Genomic DNA, 20,515 nt, shown 5'->3' on the forward strand with positions numbered 1-20,515 from the left:
GCGGCCGACGACCCGGACCGCGCGGTCACAGCACGTCGATGTCGCCGACCACCCGGTCGATGACGCCGTAGAGCTCGGCGTGGGTGTTCGGGATGGAGAGGTACAGCAGCGCGGGGTCGGGCCGGCCGACGTCGACGACCACCAGCGCCGCCCGCTCGCCGGTGGAGTCGTAGCCCTCGACGTCCCAGGTGAGCTGGAACTCGATCAGGTGCGCGGCGTGCCCGTCCACGGTGAGCGCCTCGTCGCGCAGCACCTCGCGCTCGTTGGGGAACGGGTAGTAGGCCGTGCGGACGCTGTCGGCCAGCGCCGTCACGGTCGCCTGCTCGCTGCCGGGCCCGCTCCAGCCGTAGCCGTCGTTGACCGGTCCGGAGGTGCACTGGGCGATGAAGTTGCCCCCGGTGGGGATCTCCTCCTGCGTGACGAAGTACTGCCCGGCGATGGTGCGGGTCTCGGGCATGAGGCCGAGGTCGTACTCGAACCAGCCGTTGCCGAGGAACGGGTAGGAGATGCCCGACTCCTCGTCGACGATCCGCACGGTGCCCGGCGGGAACGGGGTGCCCGACGGGCCGGCGGACACCGGCGGGTCCTCGGGCACCGGGGGGGTGCCGCCACCGGAGAAGCCGACGACGAGGGCGACCACCACGACGGCGACCACGGCGAGCACCGCGCCCCCGAGCCACCACGCCGTCCGCGGGCGCGGGGGCGGCGGCGAGGACGGGCCGGCCTGCCAGCCGCTCCCCTGCCCGGCGTCCCACCCCGGCGGCGGCAGCGCCGGGGCGGCCACCGGTGCGGCCACCGGTGCGGCCTGGACCGCCACGCCCGGCCCCGCCGGGGTCGTGACGTCGGACCACGTCTGCCCGTTCCACCAGCGCACCGTGCCCGCGGCGCCGTCGGGGTCGGGGTACCACCCCGCCGGTGCGATGGTCTGGCCCGGTCCGCTCACGCGGTCAGGGTAGGACGACGAGGGCGCTGAGCAGGGCCGCCGCGGCGCGCGGCGCCCCACACGGCGGCCGGTGCGGTCAGCGGGCGGCCAGCTCCCGCCACAGGTGCGCGGCGGCCTCCGCCCCGCGGTACAGCATCGGCAGCAGCACCCGCTCGTTCGGCGAGTGGATGCGGTCGGTGGGCAGGCCGGCGCCGAGGAACACCAGCGGGGCTCCGAGCTGCTCGACCAGGTCCGCCTCGGGCCCGCTGCCGCCCTCGCGGAGGAACAGCACGTCGGCGGGGTCGGTGTCGAAGGCCTGCCCGATGGCGCGCAGCAGGGCGTCCACGTGCGGCGAGTCCAGGTCGCTGGCGCACGGGGCGACGCCGCCGGGCGGGGTGTGCACCTCGGCCTCGATCCCCTCGGGCAGGTGCTGGTCGACCCACGCGCGCAGCGACGGGCCGACGTCCTCCGGCCGCTGGTCGGCCACCAGCCGGAAGGTGAGCTTGGCGTGCGCCTCGGCGGGGACGATCGTCTTGTGGCCGGGGCCGGTGTAGCCGCCCCACAGGCCGTTGACCTCGGCGGTCGGGCGGGCGCCGATCCGCTCGAGCGTGCTGAACCCCTCCTCGCCCGCGGTCGCGCGGGAGGCGGCCGGGCCGGCGAGCCAGGCGGCCTCGTCGAAGGGCACCCGGGCCACGAGCTCGCGCTCGCGGTCGGTCAGCGGGCGCACCCGGTCGTAGAAGCCGGGGAGGGTGACCCGGCCGTGCTCGTCGTGCAGCGCGGCGAGCAGGGACGCCATCGCGTGCAGCGGGTTGGGGACGGCGCCGCCGAAGGACCCCGAGTGCAGGTCGACGGCGGGGCCGCGCAGGGTGATCTCGGCGTCGGCCAGCCCGCGCATGGCGACGACGGCGCTGGGCACGTCGGGGGCGGCCATGCCGGTGTCGCTGACCACGACGACGTCGCAGGCGAGCCGGTCGGCGCGCTCGCGCAGCAGGTCGGCGAAGTGCGGGGAGCCGGACTCCTCCTCCCCCTCGACCAGCAGCTTCACCGTGACGGCAGGGGTGTCGCGGCCGGTGGCGGCCAGGTGCGCGCGGATGCCGAGCAGGTGGAAGGCGACGTTGCCCTTGTCGTCGATGGCGCCGCGGGCGTGCAGCTCGGGACCGTCGGGCCCCTCGACCCGGGTGGGCTCGAACGGCGGGTGCACCCACAGCTCCGGCGGGTCGACCGGCTGCACGTCGTGGTGGCCGTAGACGAGCGCGACCGGGGCGCCGGGGTCGGCGCTGGGCCACTCGGCGAACACCGCCGGCGCGCCGGGGGTCTCCCACACCTCGACGGTCGGGAAGCCGGTGCGGCGCAGCGCGTCGGCCAGCCACTCGGCGCTGCGGGCGACGTCGCCGGCGTGCGCCGGGTCGGCGGAGATCGACGGGATGCGCAGCCAGGCGTCGAGGTCGGCGTGCAGGTCGTCGAGGTGGGCCAGCACGAAGTCGCGTTCCGGGCACGTCACGGTCGCCGACGGTAGCGGCGGGCCGCCACCGGCCAGGTCCCGGGCCGGACCGGCCGCTAGGTTCGGCGCCGTGGCCGGAGAGCTGTTGCGGGTGGACGTCGGTGACCTGACCTTCGAGGTGCGGGCCGACGGCCCCGAGGACGGGCGGCCGGTGCTGCTGCTGCACGGCTTCCCCGAGACGTCGCTGTCGTGGGCGGCGGTGCAGCCGCGGCTGAGCGAGGCGGGTCTGCGCAGCTACGCCGTCGACCAGCTCGGCTACTCCCCCGGCGCCCGGCCGCAGGAGGTCGACGCGTACGCGCTGACCAACCTCGCGCAGGTCACCGCCGACCTGATGACGGCCCTGGGCGCGCCGGTGGCCGACGTCGTGGGGCACGACTGGGGCGCCAACGTCGCCTGGGGGCTGGCGGCGTGGCACAGCGACCGCGTGCGGTCGCTGACCGCCGTCTCGGTGCCGCACCCGACGGCGTTCACGATGGCCTGGCGCAGCGACCCGGAGCAGAAGGAGCGCTCCTCCTACATCCGGTTGTTCTGGCAGGAGGGCAAGGCCGAGGAGGTGCTGCTGGCCGACGGCGCCCGGCGGCTGCGCCGGATGTACGGCGACGCGGTCGACCCGGAGGCGGTCGAGGAGTACGTGGCGGTGCTGTCGGCGCCGGGCGCGCTCACCGCGGCGCTCAACTGGTACCGGGCGATGTCCTCGGCGACCCCCGTCGCCGACGTCCCGGTGCCGACCACCTTCGTGTGGAGCGATGCCGACATCGCCATCGGCCGGATCGCCGCCGAGGGCTGCTCGTCCCACGTGAACGCCGACTACCGGTTCGTCGAGCTGGCCGGCGTGAGCCACTGGATCCCCGAGGAGGCGCCCGACGCCCTGGCCGCCGCGATCCTGGACCGCATCGCGTCCAGCTGAGGGCGCTCCGCCCTCGGCTCGCGGTGCCCGACCTCGCTCGCGGCGCCGTCACCCGAGTCCCGGGTCCTCCGGCGGGGGCGGCAGGTCGTCGTCGTCGGGCTCGGGCGGCAGGTCGTCCGGGGCCTCGGGCTCCTCGCCGTGGACCGCCCGACCGGTGACGAGGGCCAGCAGGCCCGCCTCGTCGAGCAGGTCGACCGGGCGCACGGTGACGCCGGCGGCGACGTGGTGGAAACCGGCGCTGACCCGCTCCACGGGGACCCCGGTCAGCCGCGACCAGCCCAGCCGGTAGGCGGCCAGCTGCACCGCCGCGGCGGCGAGCTCCCGCCCGGCCGGCGGCGGGCCGGTCTTCCAGTCGATCACCTCGTGGCGGCCGTCGGCGTCGGTGAAGACCGCGTCGATCCGCCCGCGCAGGGTCAGCGGGCCCAGCGGCGTCTCGAAGGGCACCTCGACCTCGACCGGCTGCCGGTCGGCCCACGGGCCGGCCAGGAACGCCCGCTGCAGCTCGCCCAGCGCGCCGTCGGGAGCCGCGGACTCGTCGCCGGAGCCGGGCAGCTCGTCGAGGTCGAGCAGCCGCGCGACGCCGAAGCGCTCCTCCAGCCAGGCGTGGAAGGCGGTGCCGCGGCGGGCCAGCGGCGCGGGCGCCGTGGGCATCGGGCGGCGCAGCCGCCGGGCCAGCTCGGCCGGGTCCCGGCGCAGGGTCACCAGCTCCGACACCGACAGGTGGCTGGGCAGCGGCACCTCGACGCTCGGCCGGGCGGTGCGGCGCCGCTCGCGCAGCAGCAGGTCGGCGTCGCGCACCCACTGCTCGACCACGGGGTCGCCGGCGCCCAGCGTGGCCGCGGCCTCGAGCGGGTGCGGGGCCGCGCCCGCGACCAGCTCGGCGGCGGCGGCGAGCGCGCGGCGGCGCGGCGGGGACAGCGGGTCGGCCGGCCAGACGCCGACCGGCCACTCCTCCAGCGCCGGGTTGGTGGCCCCCTCCTCCGGCGGCTCGGCCCACGCCACGACGACGCCGGCGCCGGCGGTGCAGGCGCGGCGGACGGCGTCGAGCAGCACCGACGGGCCGTTGGGCTTGACGCCGTCGCGCCACCAGCTGCCCGAGCAGACCAGCAGGTGCCGGGCCCGGGTGACCGCGACGTAGCCGAGCCGGATCTCCTCGGCCTCGCCGAAGCGCTTCCACTCCTCGACGTAGTCCTCGAGGGCGGCGCGCACGGCGGCCTGGTCACCGGACCCGGGCACCGGCAGGCGCAGCTGCGGCAGCTCCCCGCGGTCGGTGGTGCGCAGGTCGACCGGGACCGCGCCGGGGTCCCTGATCCAGGAGTCGGCGGTGTCGGTGCGGGCCGGGAACTGGTCGGCGGTCATGCCGGGCACGGCGACGACGTCCCACTCCAGGCCCTTGGCCGAGTGGCCGGTGAGCAGCTGGATGGACTCGGGGTCCACCGCGACCTCGCCGGGCTCGAGGCCGCGCTCACGCTCCTCGGCGTCCTCCAGGTAGCCGAGGAAGGCCGGCAGCGAGGGCAGCTCGGCCAGCTCGGTGAACTGCGCGGCGACGGCGTGCAGCGCGTCGAGGTGAGCCCGCGCCGATCCGGGGCTGACGCCGGGCGTGCTGGCCAGCTCGGTCTCCAGGCCCAGCACGCGGACGACGTCGTCGACCATGTCCGGCAGCGACTCCCCCAGCCGGCCGCGCAGGTGCGCCAGCTCCGCGCCCAGGCGGCGCAGCCGGCGGTACGCGGCGGCGGAGTAGGCCGCGGGGTCGCCGAGGTCGTCGAGGGCCTCGACGATGCTGCCCCGCTCGGACGGCCGCCGGTCGTCGTCCTCGCGGTCGGGCCGGCGGGAGTGCACCAGCGCGCGGGCCCGGGCCTCCAGCGCGGCGAGGTCGCGCGGGCCGATCCGCCAGCGCGCACCGGTGAGCAGCCGGCCCAGCGCGTCCCCGGCGGTGGGGTCGACGAGCACCGTCAGCGTGGCGACGACGTCGGAGACCTCGGGCACCTCCAGCAGCCCGCCGAGGCCCGCGACGGTGACCGGCAGGCCGCGGGCCCGCAGCGCGGCGGCGATGCCGGGCAGCTGCTTGCGGGTGCGCACCAGCACCGCCGTCGTGGGCGGGCGGCCGTCGGGGCGCGGCGGCAGGTCGGGGTCCTCCCCGCGCCAGCAGGCGGCCAGCCGGTCGGCCAGCGCCTCGGTCTCCTCCGCGACGGTCGGGTAGAGGCCGGCGGTGACCAGCCCGTGCGCGGCGCCGGGGGCGGGCGCGAGGTCGGGCAGCGGCACCGGCGGCGCCGGCAGCAGCCCGGCGACGTCGTTGGCGACGGCGAGCACCGCGCCGTCGTTGCGCCAGCTGGTGGCCAGGGTGAGCCGCTGCGCCTCGGCACCGCGGGTGCCGGGGAAGGTGCGGTCGAAGCGCTCTATCGTGCCGGCCGAGGCGCCGCGCCAGCCGTAGATGGACTGCCGCGGGTCGCCCACGGCGAGCACCGGGTGCCCGGTGGTGCGGCCGAACAGCGCCTCGAGCATCCGCAGCTGGCCGACGCTGGTGTCCTGGTACTCGTCGAGCAGCACGATCCGCCAGCGGGCCCGCTCGCGGCGGCCGACCTCGGGCGCGCTGACCGCCACCCTCGCCGCCAGCGCCACCTGGTCGGAGTGGTCGATGGCGCCGGCCGCCCGCTTGCGCGCCTCGAACGCCTCGACCAGCGGCAGCAGCGCCACGCGGGCGCGCTGGCGGGCGAGCACGTCGAGCACCGTCTTGTAGGGGCCGCGCTTGCCCTTCGCGTCGGGGTAGCCGGCGATCCGCCGCTCCAGCTGCGCGGTCCACGCCCGCAGCCGGTCGGGCTCGATGTCGTGCTCGCCGAGCTCGCCGGCCAGCGCCAGCACGTCCTCGACGGTGGTCAGCGGGCTGAGCGGGACGTCGTCCATGTCGCCGGTCCAGCCCGACACCACCGACGCCGCCTGCCCCCAGCACATGGCCGGCCCGAGGACGCCGGCGCCGGGCTCGACGCCGATGCGCAGCCCGTGCTCGCTGACCAGCGACGCCGCGTAGCCGTGGTAGGTCGACACCGTGGGCATCGCGACGCCCAGCCGCTCCCGCAGCTCCGGCTCGGTCTCCGGGTGCCGCGCCAGGGCGCCCAGCCGGATCCGGATGCGCTCGTTGAGCTCGCTCGCGGCCTTGCGGGTGAAGGTCAGGCCCAGGACCGCGTCGGGAGCGACCAGCTCGTTGGCCACCAGCCAGCACACCCGCGCGGCCATCGTCTCGGTCTTGCCCGACCCGGCCCCGGCGACGACGACCAGCGGCCGGTCGGCCGGCGCCGCCACCACCCGGGCCTGCTCGTCGGAGGGCGCGTAGGCGAGGCCGCAGCGCTGCGCGACCTCCGCCGGGCCGAGCACCCGCCGCTCCCGCACCGGCTCCGGCGCGGTCCCGAACAGGGCGTCGTCGAAGGCGAGTTGGTCCTCGACCGGGGTGGGAGTGCGCCGGTTCACGAGGTGACCTGCCGGCCGCGCTCGTGCAGCGGGCAGCTGCGCCGGGCGGGGCACCGGGTGCAGTGGCTGCCGGTGCGCACCTCGAAGGTGCCCGCGCCCATGCCGTCGCCGACCTGCGCGATCAGCTGCCCGGCCCAGGTGCCGGTGAGCGGCACGTCGGCCGGCAGCGGCTCCTGCGCCTGCTCCTTGGCCTTCGTCCCCGAGCCGACCTGCAGCAGCGAGGCGCCGCCGGGGGCGTCGCCGTGGTCGCCGAACGCGCCGGCGGCCACGGCGACCTGGTAGGCGGCCAGCTGCCCGTGGGTGTCGACGTCGCGGGCCGGCGTGCGGCCGGTCTTGAGGTCGACGACGACCAGCCGCCCGGCGGCGTCGCGCTCGAGCCGGTCGACCTGCCCGCGCAGGCGGGCCCGGTCCACGGTGACGTCGAAGTCGGCCTCGGCGGCCAGCAGCTCCCGGCGGTTGGCGGCGTGCCAGCCGAGGAAGCGCTCGAGCATGTCGCGGGCGGCGACCCGCTGCCGCTGGTCGGCCCAGCCGGGGCCGAGGTCGAGGGCGTCGAGCTCCTCGGCCAGCGCCGCCCGCGCCTCGCCGGCCGGCAGTCCCTCGGCCACCTTCTGCGCGACGGCGTGCACCGCCGAGCCGACGCTGCGGGTGGTGTCGGGCGAGGCCTCGGCGCCGACCGCGCCGAGCACCCAGGTCAGCGGGCAGCGCTGGAAGGTCTCGATCGCCGACGGGCGCACCCGCACCGGCGCGCCGTCGGGCACCAGCGGGGCGTCGTCGGACAGCGGCGCGAGGCCCCACCAGTCGTCGGGTGCGGCGCCGGGCACGCCCTCGTCGGCCAGCCGGCGCAGCACCGCGGCGGCGGCCGACCGGCGCGGGGGCTCGGTCTGCGGGTCGCTGACCGCGCGCCGCAGCTCGGCGACCAGCGCCGGCAGGGTCAGCGAGCGCGGCAGCGGGGTCAGCGGCCGGCCCTCCTCGGGCGGGGCGGCTACGAGGTCGAGGAAGCGGGAGGCGGTGGCCCCGGCGTCGGGCCCGTCGAGGGCGCCCTCGACGGCGGTGACCACCAGCCGGCGGCGGGCGCGGGTGCAGGCGACGTAGAACAGCCGCCGCTCCTCGGCCAGCAGCTGCACCCGGCGGTCGACGACGGCGCCGTCGATGCCGGCCACCCGCTCGACGAGCAGCTCGGTGCCCAGCAGCGTGCCGCGGTCGCGCAGGTCGGGCCAGATGCCCTCCTGCACCCCGGCCACGCAGACGACGTCCCACTCCAGGCCCTTGGCCGCGTGCGCGGTGAGCAGCCGGACGGCGTCGGCGACCGACCCGCGGCCGGCGGCGTCGAGGCCGGGCAGCTGCTGGGCGGTGAGGTGCTCGACGAACGCGGCGACGGTGGCCGAGGGCAGCCGGTCGACGAAGTCGGCGGCGGCGTCGAACAGCGCGACGACGGCGTCGAGGTCGCGGTCGGCGACCGCGCCGGCCGCACCTCCGGCGGCGCTGGCCCGCGCCCAGCGGCCGGCCAGGCCGCTGCGCTGCCACATCGCCCAGAGCACGTCCTCGGCCGAGCCGTCGCGGGCGAGCGCGACGCGGCCGGCGGCCAGCACGCCGGCGACGCGGCGGGCCGGGCGGGCGACGGCCTCGGGCAGCTCCTCCAGCAGCGCCTCGTCGGCCAGCGCGGTGGCCAGCGGCGCGCCGCGCTCGTCGGCGTCGACGCCGCGCTGCGCCTGGGCGATGCGCACCGCGCGGCGCAGCCGGCGCAGGTCGAGCACGGTGGCGTTGCCGAGCGCGGAGGCCAGCAGCGCCTCGGCGCCGGTCTCGTCGAGGGCGAGCGCGCCGGGCTCGTCGCCGGGCCGGGGCAGCAGGGCGGTGAGCGCGGCCAGCAGCGGCGCGACGGCGGGCTGCGCGGCCAGCGGGAGTTCCTCGCTGCCGACCTCGACGGGGACGCCGGCCGCGGTGAGCGCCCGCCGCAGCGGCCCGATCGCCAGCGCGGTGCGCACGACCACGGCCATCTGCGACCACGCGACCCCGTCGACGAGGTGCGCCCGGCGCAGGGTGTCGGCGACGTAGGCCGCCTCGACCGCTGCCGAGCCGAACACGTGGACCTCCGCGGCGCCCTCGTCGACCCCCTCGGCGGCGGTCAGCCGGCGGTGCTCCCAGGGCCCGGGCAGCGTCTCGGCCACCCGGCGGCTCACGGCCAGCAGCGCCGGGCCCGAGCGACGGGAGACGCCGAGCGACAGCCGCGGCGCGGGCCGGCCGGTGACGGTGCGGAACCGGTCGGGGAACTCGACGATGCCGCGCGGCTCGGCGCCGCGGAAGGCGTAGACCGACTGGTCGGGGTCGCCCACGACGACGAGGTCACCGCCGCCGCCGGCGAGCAGCTGCAGCAGCTCCACCTGGGCGGGGTCGGTGTCCTGGTACTCGTCGACGAACAGCCAGCGGGCGCGCTCGCGCTCGGCGCGCAGCAGCGCCGGGTCGTCCTCGAGCTCGGCGATCGCGGCCCGCACCAGCTCGGCGGGGTCGTAGCCGGACGCGTCGCCGCCGCCGGCGGTGGAGAACGCGGTGACCGCCTCGTACTGCTCCTGGAACGCCGCCGCGTGCAGCCAGGCCTCGGTGCCGGTCTCGCGGGCCCACTCGGCCAGCGTCTCGGGGCCGACGCCGCGCTCGGTGGCCCGCAGCAGCAGGTCGCGCAGCTCGTCGCGGAACCCGGCGGTCGACAGCGCCGGCAGCAGCGAGGCCGGCCAGCGCACCGCGCCCTCGCCGGCGAGGTCCCCGCGCAGCAGCTCGGCGACGACGGCGTCCTGCTCGGCGGCGGTGAGCAGCCGGGGCGGGGCCTCCCCGCGCAGCAGCGCCGCGCGGCGCAGCACCCCGTAGGCGTAGGAGTGGAAGGTGCGGGCCAGCGGCTCGCGGATGGTGCGGGCGACCCGCGCGGTCACGCGGTCGCGCAGCTCGGCGGCGGCCCGCCGGCTGAAGGTCAGGACGAGGACCTGCTCGGGGTCGACGCCGCGCTCGATCCGCGCGGCGACCGCCTCGACGATCGTCGTCGTCTTGCCGGTGCCGGGACCGGCGAGCACCAGCAGCGGCCCGCCGGGGTGGTCGACGACGGCCTGCTGGGTGGGGTCGAGCCGCGGCGGGGGCGCCGGCGTCGCCGTCGGGTGCACCAGCCGGTACACCGGCCCCGACTCGTCCCCCCGCAGTGCCACCCTCCGATGACACCACGGCGAGCCGACACCGTCGCGGAGCCGTCGGTCACGCCGCCGCGGGATGTGCACGCAGCGCGGCCGACGGGCGCCGCCGGCCGCGCGGTGTGCACGTTCCGCGGGCGGCTCAGGGCCAGGCCACCGCGGCGAGGTCGACCCGCCCGCCGCGCACCGGCACGCCCTCGGCCGCCAGCCGCGCGAGCTGCTCCACCCGCACCGGCTCGGCGCAGGTGCCGTCGGCGCGCACCACCCGGTACCAGGGCACCGCCGCCCCGCCCGAGGACAGTGCGCGGGCGACCCGCCGGGGGCCGACGCCGACCAGCCGGCCGATCGCGCCGTAGGTGCTCACCCGCCCCGGCGGGATGCGCTCGACGACGTCGAAGACCGCCTCGTCGACGTCCTCGGGATCGGGACGGGGCGTGTGGGCGCCCGGGGGCCGCGGCTCCCCGGGCGCCCGGGCGCTCACAGCTGGTAGTCGCTGTTGGCCGACCACCACGTGTAGAGCGCGGCGAGGTCGGCCTGCGTGGTGCCCGGCGCCACGACGATGCCCTCCACGAGCGCCGCGTCGTCGGTCCAGGTGATGAGGACCGCGCCGTTCTCGGTGTCGATGGCGCACGCCACCAGGCCGCTGTTGGTCCCCCCGCCCCAGGAGCCGACGCCGGTCGCCGCCGTGCAGTCCTGGCCCTCCGGCAGGTCCGACAGGCCCTGCGCCGAGGCGTCGTTGGTGAAGACCGAGTCCATCGTCCCCTTGTCGGGGTACTGGAAGAAGTCGGCCGCCTGGGGACCGGGCTGGGTGGTGCTCGCGCCGCACGTCGCGTGCGCGACGTCGCCGTCCCCGGCCAGCTCGGCCTCCGTGCAGTCGGTGAAGTCGGCCGGCAGCACGGCCAGCAGGTCACCGCCGGTGCCGGACCCGCCCGTCGACGACGGCGCGCTGGTCGTCGGCGGGGGCGCGCTCGAGGACGTGCTCGGGGACGGCCGCGACGACGTGCTGGTGGACGCGCTCGACGACGACGTGGGCGTGGCGTCGGCGGCCGGGGCCGGGTCGTCGTCCCGCAGGACGAAGAACAGGGTGACCGCGACGGCGACCAGGACGACCAGACCGGCGACGAGGCCGATCACCAGCCCGCGCCGCCCGCGACCCGGTCCGCCCGGTCCGCCCGGCTGCCCGTACTGGCCGGGCTGGCCGTACTGACCCGGCTGTCCGTACGGCCCCGGCTGGCCGTACTGCCCCGGCTGCCCGGGCTGGCCGTAGGGGTTCGGCTGCCCCGGCTGGCCGTAGGGGTTCGGCTGGCCGGGCTGGCCGTAGGGACCGGGCTGACCCGGCTGCCCGTACTGGCCGGGCTGGCCGGGCTGGCCGTACGGCGGCTGCCCGGGGCCGTCGGGGTACTGACCCGAGGGCGGCTGACTCATGGCGTCCTCCTGCTGACGTGAGCCCGCAGGATAGGGACGTGGAGCGCGCGGCGGCCCGCATCCGGGGCCGGCGACACACCGACGGGCTAAGCCCGGCGGCCGAAGCGGGCCAGCAGCCGCACCTGCGGCGGGGCATCCGCGGGCACGTCCAGCTGCGCGGCGAACAGGCCCGGGACGCCGTCGCGCGGCAGCCGGGCGGCCATGCCCTCGGCGGCGCGGACCAGTGCGGGGTCGAGCACCTCGTCGCCGCGGGTGGCGCGGGCGAGGTCCCAGGAGTGCACGGTGAGGTCGGCGGTCAGCTCGTCGACGTACTCCCACGCCGGCGTCGGCCCGCGGGAGAGGTGCACCGTGCCGCCGGCCAGGTCGGCGGTGGCGACGGCGGCCAGCGCCTCGTCGGCGGCGGCCTCCCACGCGGTGAGCGGGTCAGGTGCCAGCAGCGGGTCGGTGCCCTGGGGCACCCGGGCGGCGACGTCGTCGTAGGGCTCCCCGGCCAGCAACCCGGGCACCCAGTGCGCCTCGCCGACGAGGTGGGCGACGAGGTCGGCGACGGTCCAGCCGGGCAGCGCCTCGAGGTCCCACTGGCCGGGCTCGACGGCGTCGACGCGGTCGGTGAAGGTGGCCTGCGCGCGCTGGTAGAGCTCCAGCAGCTCGGTCGGGGACGGCGTCGACTCGGGCACCCGCCCAGTCAATAGAAGGACCTCGCCCCCCTCAACCCGAGCAAGCTCGGGCTGAGCCTCCGGGCGAGGCCGGGCCGCCGGAGCGTGTCGTGGGGAGGGACGAGGTCCTTCCTCAGTACGTGGGCAGGGTCTTGTCGATGCGGGTGGCCCACGCCGTCACGCCGCCCTGCACGTGCACGGCGTCGGAGAAGCCGGCGTTCTTGACCGCGGCGAGCACCTCGGCCGAGCGGACGCCGGTCTTGCAGTGCAGCACGATCGGCCGGTCCTGCGGCAGCCGGGCGAGCGCCCGGCCGGAGAGGATCTCGTCCTTGGGGATCAGCGTCGCGCCCGGGATCGACACGATCTCGTACTCGTTGGGCTCGCGGACGTCGATCAGCTCGAAGTCCTTGCCGGCGTCGATCATGTCCTTGAGCTCGTCGACGGTGATCGTCGAGCCCGCGGCCGCCGCCTGGGCCTCGTCGGAGACGACGCCGCAGAAGGCCTCGTAGTCGATGAGGCCGGTGATCGGCTCGGCCTCGGGGTCCTTGCGCACCTTGATCGTGCGGAAGGTCATCTCCAGGGCGTCGTAGACCATCAGCCGGCCCAGCAGCGTCTCGCCGATGCCGGTGATCAGCTTGACCGCCTCGGTGGCCTGGATGGCGCCGATGGTCGCGCACAGCACGCCGAGCACGCCGCCCTCGGCGCAGGAGGGCACCATCCCGGGCGGCGGGGGCACCGGGTAGAGGTCGCGGTAGTTGGGCCCGTGCTCGGCCCAGAAGACCGACACCTGACCGTCGAAGCGGTAGATGGAGCCCCACACGTAGGGCTTGCCGAGCAGCACGCACGCGTCGTTGACCAGGTAGCGCGTGGCGAAGTTGTCGGTGCCGTCGACGATCAGGTCGTACTGGCCGAAGATCTCCAGGACGTTGTCGCTGTCCAGCCGCGTCTCGTGCAGCCGCACGTCGACCAGCGGGTTGATCTCCTCGATCGAGTCGCGCGCGCTCTCGGCCTTCGACCGGCCGACGTCGGACTGCCCGTGGATGATCTGCCGCTGCAGGTTCGACTCGTCGACGACGTCGAACTCGACGATGCCGATCGTGCCCACGCCGGCCGCGGCGAGGTACATGAGCACCGGGGAGCCCAGGCCGCCGGCGCCCACGGCGAGCACCTTGGCGTTCTTGAGCCGCTTCTGCCCGTCCATCCCGACGTCGGGGATGATCAGGTGACGGCTGTACCGGCGCACCTCGTCGATGGACAGGTCGGCCGCGGGCTCGACCAGGGGCGGCAGGGACACGCTTGCTCCTCGGGGTTTCGCGGACTCCGGCGCGGGCCGGTGTTGGTGCCGACAACAGCGTCCCAGCCGCCGCTGTTCCCTCGTCCGCGAGCCCCGGCGGGCGCCTCAGCCGCGCAGGTCCCGGCGGGCGTACCCCGCGAGACCCGCGGCCGCGAGTGCGAGCGCGACGACCAGCATCCCGACGAGGCCGGCGACGTCGAGCGGGTCGGCGGGCACCGCCGCCAGGTGCGCGAACGGGGAGAGCCCGCGCACCCAGGACGGCCAGCCGAAGCTGTCGGCCAGCACCAGCAGCAGGTACCCCCCGGCGGCGGGCAGGACGCCGACGGCCAGCACCGCCTGGGGGAACCAGCCCAGCGCCAGCAGCGCGGCACCGAGGCACAGCAGCGCCACCGGGACCACCGACAGCGCGCCGCCGAGGGCGCTCCCGAGGCCGAGCCCGGCGTCCACCCAGGACGCCCCCGCCCAGGTGGCCAGCCCCCCGACCGCGGCCACGACGACGGTGCCGGCGGCGACCGCCGCGACCTCCCAGCCCGCCCAGCGCACCCGCCCGACCGGCCGGGAGTACAGCAGCGTCAGCCGCGACGCCGTCTCGTCGCCGGCCACGGCGGCGACCCGCGCGGCGGCGAACGCGCCGACCGGCACCGCGAGCAGGCCGAACAGCGAGGCCGCGTAGCCCTCGACCGACGCCAGCCGGGCGAAGCCGGCGTCGGCCGCCAGGTCCGCGAAGACCGGGTTGTCCCGCAGGAAGTCGAGCATCGCGGTGGCCAGCAGGCCGATGAGCAGGTAGTAGGCGCCCACGCCCAGCGACCAGGTCAGCGTCGGCCGGCGGACCCGGTGCACGGCGAAGCCGGGCAGCGACCGCAGCAGCCGGCTGGAGGTGCGGGCCCGGTCCCGGCCCCGCCACCGGCCGCTGCCCACGTCCCGGCCCCCGGCGAGGACGGCGGCCAGGACGGCCGGCACGGCCACCAGGACCGCGAGCACCAGCAGCGGCGCCACCCGGTCGGCGGCGTAGGGGGCGACCCGGCCGAGCAGCCCGAACGGGCTCAGCCACTGCAGCCACGACAGGGACGCCACCCCGTCGCCGACCATGCGGGCCAGCAGGCCGGCGAGCAGGACGGCGACGGCGAGCCCCGAGGCCGAGCGGCGCTCGGTCACCAGCTGCCCGGCCAGCACGCCCAGCGCGCCGCCGGCCATGGCGGTGCCGCCGACCAGCGCGCCGAACAGGACCGCCCCCGTCGCCGCGGTGCCGGCGGCCAGCATCCCCGCGACCACGGCGGCACCGACGACGGCGCCGGCGGCGAGCAGGACGCCGAGCGCGGTGCGCACGAGGGCGGCCGGACGGACCCGGCCGGCCAGCAGCAGGTCGGCCCGGCCGGCCTCCTCCTCGCCCCGGGTGACCCGCGTGCCGGCCAGCGCCGCCCACACCCCCGCCAGGACGGCCGCGACGGTGCCGGTGCGCCACACGGTGAACCCGCCGGGGTCGTCGAGGGCCAGCGCCGGGCCGAACAGGGTGCGGATCGCCGGGTTGTCGGCGAGCGCGGCCAGCGAGTCGACCCCGACCGCGCCACTGAGGGTCTGCTCGTACTGCTGCGCGACGAACGCGGTCAGCCCACCGCACAGCAGCGCGACGACGAGCGTCCCCCGCCGCACCTGGCGGACCGCCAGGCGGCGGACGGCGGTGCCCGGGGAGGCCGGCGCACCCGGCCGCGCGGCGGCGGCGGTCCGCGAGGGCGTGCGGGTGGTCACGCCGCGGCCCGCCCGTAGTAGTCGAGGAAGATCTCCTCCAGGGAGGGCTCCCGGACGTCGAGCCGCACGACGTCGACCTCGCCCAGGGCCCGCAGCACGGCACGGGGCGGGCCGGTCAGCGCCAGGGTGAGCTGCACCGGCGTCGTCCAGCGGACGTCGGCGACCCCGGGCAGCCCGGCGATCCGCTCGAGGCCGGGCGCGGGACGGGCGAGCTCGACGGTCACCTCGGAGCGGCGCAGCCGGCGCAGGTCCTCCAGCCCCGCCACCTCGACCAGCCGGCCCGCCCGCAGGATGCCCACCCGCGTGCAGACCGCCTCCACCTCGGCGAGCTGGTGCGAGCTGAGGAACACCGTCTGCCCGCGTCCGGCGGCCTCGGCGATGCAGCGCCGGAACTCCCGCTCGACGAGCGGGTCCAGCCCGCTGGTCGGCTCGTCGAGCACCAGCAGGGGCGCCCGCGTGGCGAACGCGGCGACCAGCGCGACCTTCTGCCGGTTGCCCGTCGAGTAGGCGCGCGCCCGCTTGCCGGGGTCCAGACCGAAGCGCTCGACCAGCTCGTCGCGGTAGGCCGGGTCGGTGCCCGGCCCCACACCGGCGAGCAGCTCGAGGCACTCGCGGCCGGTGAGCCCCGGCCAGAGGGCGACGTCGGCCGGCACGTACGCGAGGTGGCGGTGCGCCCGCTCGACGTCGTCGGCCGCGTCGCCGAAGACCTCCGCGCGGCCGGTGGTCGGCCGCAGCAGCCCCAGCAGCAGGCGGATGGTGGTCGACTTCCCCGCCCCGTTGGGCCCGAGGAAGCCGAAGACCTCGCCGGCGGGGACGGCGAGGGAGAGGTCGACGACCGCCTCGGTGGCGCCGAAGCGCTTGCCCAGGGAGTCGAGGAGGACGGCGGGCGCGGCGGACGGGGCCATGGCACTCCGATCGGAGCCGTCGGGATCACGACTGCCGGTCAGGCTCCCGCGCCCACCGCGGTGGCTCCCAGGGCCGCGGGTCCGCCCGGAGGGGGTCCTTCGTCACCGCGACGGGTCAGGGGAACGGCCAGGCGTTCCTCGTGCAGCCGTCCAGGCGCAGCGTCTGCTGCTGCATGACCGGCGCGGGCTGTCCCGGGCCCGGGCAGGGCTGGTGGCCGTTGCCGAGCGCGTGGCCGACCTCGTGGTTGACCACGTACTGGCGGTAGGTGGCGACGTCGCCGTCGTAGTGCGGGACGGCGGTCTCCCAGCGGGCCAGGTTGATCACCGCGCGCTCGCCGTACCGGCAGGAGGTGTAGCCGCCGGTGCCCACGCCCGGGCAGTAGCGCTCCATGCTGCCGGGGCTGACCAGGCTGACCCGGAACTCGTAGCCGTCGGGGTCGGTGCTGTCCACGCGCTGGAAGGACATCCGCCCGCCGCTGCCCCACGAGCGCGGGTCGCCGAGGGTGGCCTCCACCGCGGCGGCGAAGGCCGCGCCGTCGACGCCGATGCCGTCCTCGACCTCGACGACGAACCGCTGCAGCGGTCCGCTGCCGTAGACGGCCGACGAGCCGGGCACGACGCTCACGCTGCCCGCACCCTGCTCGACGTAGGTCCCGGTCGCCGGGGTCGGCGGGAGCCCGGTCGGTCCGACGTCGCCCTCGGCCGGTGCGACCGGCGAGGGCGTCGGGTCCGGGGTCGGCGGGGTCGACTCCGCGGCGGTCGACGCCGGCGCCCCCTCCGCCGGCGCGGACGCCTGCCCGGCGGCCGAGGAGGTGGCCCGTCCGGCGGAGACGACGTCGACCAGCGCGAGGACGGTGGCCACGGTCAGCAGCGGGATGGCGTAGGCGCGCCACCCGTGGCGGGCGACGAACCGTCGCAGCCGGCCCGGCCGCGACCGGCGGGCAGCGGGCGGGCGCGCGTCGGGCGGGCGGCCCGCGGAGAGGCGGTCGTCGACCTCGGGGGACCGCGGACGGCGTCCCGACGGGGGCACCGGCGGCGGGACCGGCGGCCGGTGGCGGGCAGGATGCGGGCCCGGCCGGGGTGGCGGGGCGGGACGGGCACCGGGACGAGGAGCAGGACGAGGACCGGAGCGAGGACCGGGCGGCAGACCTGTCACGGTGCCGCCTCCTCGCGGTCGTCGTCGCATCGCGCGGTGCCCCGGGTGGCGGCTCGCGCACGTCCGGGAGCCAGGCTCTCACGTCCTCCGGGCCCGCCCGGCGTGTCCCGGAGGAGGGCGCGTCGGGTGCGGCGCTCAGCCGGCCCGGGCCCGCGCCGGGTCCGGGGTCCCGCCGCCGGCGTCCTGCCGGGTGTCGCCGCCGGTGTCCTCGAGCAGGCCGAGCACCGCCCGCGCGGTCTCCTCGGGCGCCTCGAGCATCGCCACGTGTCCGACCGTCTCGAGCACCAGCAGCCGCGCGCCGGGCACGGCGGCGGCCAGCCGGGGCGCCAGGCGGGGGTCGACGAGCCGGTCGCGGTCGCCCCACACCACCAGCGTCGGCACCCGCAGGGACCGGGCCAGCCGCCAGGCGTTGGCCCGCCCGACGCGCAGGTAGGAGGTGATCAGGCCGCGCATGCTCAGCGCCAGCGACCGGTTGGCCCAGGTCTGCGCCGCGCGCTCGCGGGCCTCCTCGACGGCGGCGTCGAGCCGCTCGCGCGGCACCCGGGCGGGCTCGCCGAAGCACACCGCGAGCACGCCGCGCACCGTCTGCTCGGGCGGGACGCGGGCCAGCCGTCGCTCGGCGAGGGTGGGCACGCCGGGGAGCAGCAGGAGCAGCAGCGCCCGGCCGAGGGCCTGCGGCACCCGGTAGACCGGCATGGCCGGCGAGACCAGCGTGAGCGTGGCCACCAGGTCCGGGCGCCGGGCGGCGGCGAGCAGGCTGACCAGCCCGCCGAGGCTGTTGCCGAGCAGGTGCACCGGGCGGCCCTGCCCCGGTCCGGGCTGCGCCACGACGTGCTCGAGGACGTCGACGACCGCGCGCACGTGGCCACGGACGGAGTAGGAGCCCGACGACGGCGGCCGGGAGCGGCCGAAGCCGGGCAGGTCCAGGGCCCAGCCCTCGCAGCGCACCGCCAGCAGCCCGGCCAGGTCGGTCCAGTTGGTCGAGGCGCCGCCCAGCCCGTGCACGTACAGCGCCCGCTCGCGCGGGGCGTCCGGGGGGCCGGCGAAGGGCGTGGTGCGCGCGAACACCGCGCCGCCGGTGACCGGCACCTCCGCGCCCGGCCAGGCCGGCGGAGGGGATGGCGGGACGGTCAGGTCCGCCGTGGACAGCCGCGCGGTGGACGACGGCGCCACGGCCGGGGGCGCGGGGGTCCGGCGGCGGCGCGCTCGGGAGGCCTCGGGCACCCGGCGACGGTAGATCAGGCAGCCGCGCCGCGTGTGCCGGGTGACCCGCCGGTAACATCCCCGGCGCCATGCAGCCCTCCCGTCCGGTCCCCGTCCGCCGCACCTCGCGGCTGCCGCGCGGCGCCCGGCGGCTGCAGCTGCTGCAGGCGGCGCAGGAGGTCTTCGTCGCGCAGGGCTTCCACGCCGCGGCGATGGACGACATCGCCGACCGCGCCGGCGTCAGCAAGCCGGTGCTCTACCAGCACTTCCCCGGCAAGCGGGAGCTGTACCTGGCGCTGCTCGAGCAGCAGGTCACCGAGCTCAGCGAGCGGCTGCGCGAGGCCATGGCCGACACCGAGGACAACCGGCAGCGGGTCCACGGCGCGGTGGGCGCCTACTTCGACTTCGTCGACGCCGAGGGCGGCGCCTTCCGGCTGGTCTTCGAGTCCGACCTGCGCAACGACGAGGACGTCCGGGCGCTGGTCGACCGCGGCAACCGGGCCTGCGTCGAGGCGATCGCCGAGGTCATCGCCGGCGACACCGGCAGCTCCCCGCAGCAGGCGCACCTGCTGGCCTCCGGGCTGACCGGCCTGGCCGAGGCCAGCGCCCGCTGGTGGCTGGCGCAGAAGGGCACGGTGTCCCGCGACGAGGCGGTGTCGCTCATGGCGTCGCTGGCCTGGCGCGGGATCTCCCGCTTCCCGCTGGTCGAGGGCGACCCGGCCGCGGGCTGAGCCCGCTCGCCGTCGACTCGTTCGCTGACGGCGCACCTCCGCGACGGGGCCTGCCCACCCGCGCTGGACTAGCGTGGACGGCAGCCGTGCAACCCGAGGAGGCATCCCGAGTGGAAGTCAAGATCGGTGTCCAGCACTCCCCCCGGGAGCTGGTCGTCGACAGCCCGAAGACCCCCGACGAGATCGCTGCCGACGTGGCCTCCGCCATGTCCGGCGGCACCAAGGACGGGCTGTTGACCCTCGAGGACGAGCGGGGCCGCCGCGTCCTCGTCCCGGTCGACCGGATCGCCTACGTCGAGATCGCCCAGGCCGACCAGCGCCGCGTGGGCTTCGTCGCCGGCGCCTGACGACGGACCCCTCTGCCCCCCACCGCTCGCGAGCTCGCGGCGGGACCCTGCAGAGGGGCCGACCGCACCCCGACCGGGGCGTCCCCGCACCGCGGGGGCGCCCCGTCGTCGTCTCAGGGCTTCAGGCCGAGGGTGCGCATCCGCTCGGTGTGCGCGGCGGTGATCCGGTCGACCAGCCGGGCGATGCCGGTGAGGTCACCGGTCCCCTCCATGATCAGCTGCGCCAGCCCCTCGCGTTCGGCGATGACCGCCTGCGACTGCGAGATCGCCTCCCCGACCAGCCGCCGCCCCCACAGGGCCAGCCGCCCGGCCAGCGCGCGCTGCGAGCGCAGGGCGGCACGCACCTCGCGGACGGCGAACTCCGCGTGCCCGGTGTCGGCGAGCACCTCGAGGATCAGCGAGCGGTCCGGCTCGGGCAGGAAACCGGCGATCTCGCGGTAGAAGTCGGCCGCCAGCCCGTCCCCGACGTAGGCCTTCACCAGGCCCTCCAGCCAGGTCCGCGGCCGGGTGCCCTCGTGGAAGCCGTCGAGGGCCGGCACGAACGGGGCCATCGCGACGGCGGGGTCGGCGCCCAGCTGCCGCAGCCGCGCCGCGAGCCGGTCGTGGTGGCCCATCTCGGCGGCCGCCATCCGGGCCAGCGCCGCCCGGCCCTCGAGCGTCGGCGCCAGCCGGGCGTCCTCGGCCAGCCGGTCGAACGCCGTCAGCTCGGCGTAGGCGAGCACACCGAGCAGGTCGACGACGGCACGGCTGTCGGCCGCGGTCACGGGCACCTCCGAGCGGGATCGGGACCGGCGGACACCGGCCGGAACGCCCGCCGCGGGGCCGGACAGGGAGCGGGTCGCCCCGCGCGGCGACAGAGGCTAACCGCTGCCCGCGCTACCATGGGAACAGGCGAGCCGCCAGGTTCGCTGGTATCTGTGCGCTGACGATCGCCCGCAGACGCCCGCGGAGCCCGTGACCGGGCACACCGGGCCGTCGCCCGGGAGCAGATCGAACCCCGGTCCGCTGGCCGCGTCGGCGCTGGACACGCATCCCGCGACACCCGACCGCGGAGCGCCCGGACGACGCCGTCGTCGCCCGCCGGCCGCTCCCC

The 20,515-nt window shown here is 77.5% G+C and carries 16 protein-coding genes; 3 read left to right on the plus strand and 13 right to left on the minus strand.

Going from position 1 to position 20,515, the window contains the following annotated elements; genetic code table 11:
* Positions 1 to 25: 25 nt before the first annotated feature.
* A complete protein-coding gene (locus tag ACI8AD_RS15430) occupies positions 26 to 943 on the minus strand; it encodes a DUF2510 domain-containing protein (protein WP_456871398.1) in 918 nt (305 codons plus the stop codon).
* 76 nt (positions 944 to 1,019) lie between these two features.
* The gene (locus ACI8AD_RS15435; RefSeq protein WP_456871399.1) at positions 1,020 to 2,423 is read right to left on the minus strand and encodes a M20/M25/M40 family metallo-hydrolase; all 1,404 of its coding nucleotides are present in this window, start codon (positions 2,421 to 2,423) and stop codon (positions 1,020 to 1,022) included.
* Positions 2,424 to 2,493: 70 nt separating this feature from the next.
* On the opposite strand from ACI8AD_RS15435, the gene ACI8AD_RS15440 reads away from it, so the two are divergent.
* Positions 2,494 to 3,330: an alpha/beta fold hydrolase gene (locus ACI8AD_RS15440; protein WP_456871400.1), complete on the plus strand. Its 837-nt coding sequence runs from the start codon at positions 2,494 to 2,496 to the stop codon at positions 3,328 to 3,330.
* Between the two features lie 48 nt (positions 3,331 to 3,378).
* On the opposite strand, the gene ACI8AD_RS15445 is transcribed toward ACI8AD_RS15440, so the two are convergent.
* The 10 genes from ACI8AD_RS15445 to ACI8AD_RS15490 all read right to left on the minus strand — a co-directional run bounded on the left by ACI8AD_RS15445 (position 3,379) and on the right by ACI8AD_RS15490 (position 18,365).
* A complete protein-coding gene (locus ACI8AD_RS15445; RefSeq protein WP_456871401.1) occupies positions 3,379 to 6,792 on the minus strand; it encodes an ATP-dependent helicase in 3,414 nt (1,137 codons plus the stop codon).
* Entirely contained in the window at positions 6,789 to 9,977 is a 3,189-nt protein-coding gene (locus ACI8AD_RS15450) for an ATP-dependent helicase (RefSeq protein ID WP_456871402.1), read from the minus strand. Before ACI8AD_RS15450 ends, ACI8AD_RS15445 begins: the two co-directional genes overlap by 4 nt.
* Positions 9,978 to 10,101: 124 nt before the next feature.
* Positions 10,102 to 10,440 (minus strand): MGMT family protein, encoded by a 339-nt coding sequence (locus tag ACI8AD_RS15455; RefSeq protein ID WP_456871403.1) that lies wholly within the window; start codon positions 10,438 to 10,440, stop codon positions 10,102 to 10,104.
* Positions 10,437 to 11,384: a hypothetical protein gene (locus tag ACI8AD_RS15460; protein WP_456871404.1), complete on the minus strand. Its 948-nt coding sequence runs from the start codon at positions 11,382 to 11,384 to the stop codon at positions 10,437 to 10,439. Before ACI8AD_RS15460 ends, ACI8AD_RS15455 begins: the two co-directional genes overlap by 4 nt.
* 86 nt (positions 11,385 to 11,470) lie before the next feature.
* Positions 11,471 to 12,061 (minus strand): TIGR03086 family metal-binding protein, encoded by a 591-nt coding sequence (locus tag ACI8AD_RS15465; RefSeq protein WP_456871405.1) that lies wholly within the window; start codon positions 12,059 to 12,061, stop codon positions 11,471 to 11,473.
* A 112-nt stretch (positions 12,062 to 12,173) separates the two neighbouring features.
* Entirely contained in the window at positions 12,174 to 13,334 is a 1,161-nt protein-coding gene (moeZ, locus tag ACI8AD_RS15470; protein WP_456871406.1) for an adenylyltransferase/sulfurtransferase MoeZ, read from the minus strand.
* A 105-nt stretch (positions 13,335 to 13,439) separates the two neighbouring features.
* Positions 13,440 to 15,080 carry a hypothetical protein gene (locus tag ACI8AD_RS15475; RefSeq protein WP_456871407.1) on the minus strand — a complete coding sequence of 547 codons (1,641 nt, stop codon included), beginning with the start codon at positions 15,078 to 15,080 and terminating at the stop codon, positions 13,440 to 13,442.
* Positions 15,077 to 15,985: an ABC transporter ATP-binding protein gene (locus ACI8AD_RS15480; protein WP_456871408.1), complete on the minus strand. Its 909-nt coding sequence runs from the start codon at positions 15,983 to 15,985 to the stop codon at positions 15,077 to 15,079. The genes ACI8AD_RS15475 and ACI8AD_RS15480 overlap by 4 nt, the downstream gene beginning before the upstream one ends.
* Before the next feature lie 115 nt (positions 15,986 to 16,100).
* Positions 16,101 to 17,015, minus strand: a complete 915-nt coding sequence (locus ACI8AD_RS15485) for a DUF3152 domain-containing protein (RefSeq protein WP_456871409.1) — start codon at positions 17,013 to 17,015, stop codon at positions 16,101 to 16,103.
* Between the two features lie 261 nt (positions 17,016 to 17,276).
* The gene (locus ACI8AD_RS15490) at positions 17,277 to 18,365 is read right to left on the minus strand and encodes an alpha/beta fold hydrolase (protein WP_456871410.1); all 1,089 of its coding nucleotides are present in this window, start codon (positions 18,363 to 18,365) and stop codon (positions 17,277 to 17,279) included.
* A gap of 68 nt (positions 18,366 to 18,433) precedes the next feature.
* On the opposite strand from ACI8AD_RS15490, the gene ACI8AD_RS15495 reads away from it, so the two are divergent.
* Both ACI8AD_RS15495 and ACI8AD_RS15500 read left to right on the plus strand, forming a co-directional pair.
* Positions 18,434 to 19,075, plus strand: a complete 642-nt coding sequence (locus tag ACI8AD_RS15495) for a TetR/AcrR family transcriptional regulator (protein ID WP_456871411.1) — start codon at positions 18,434 to 18,436, stop codon at positions 19,073 to 19,075.
* Positions 19,076 to 19,185: 110 nt separating this feature from the next.
* The gene (locus ACI8AD_RS15500; protein ID WP_089402287.1) at positions 19,186 to 19,422 is read left to right on the plus strand and encodes a DUF3107 domain-containing protein; all 237 of its coding nucleotides are present in this window, start codon (positions 19,186 to 19,188) and stop codon (positions 19,420 to 19,422) included.
* Between the two features lie 113 nt (positions 19,423 to 19,535).
* Here ACI8AD_RS15500 and ACI8AD_RS15505 read toward each other — a convergent pair whose 3' ends face one another.
* Entirely contained in the window at positions 19,536 to 20,186 is a 651-nt protein-coding gene (locus ACI8AD_RS15505; RefSeq protein WP_456871412.1) for a ferritin-like fold-containing protein, read from the minus strand.
* Between the last annotated feature and the right edge of the window lie 329 nt (positions 20,187 to 20,515).

This window comes from Geodermatophilus sp. SYSU D00766 (genome assembly GCF_054049915.1).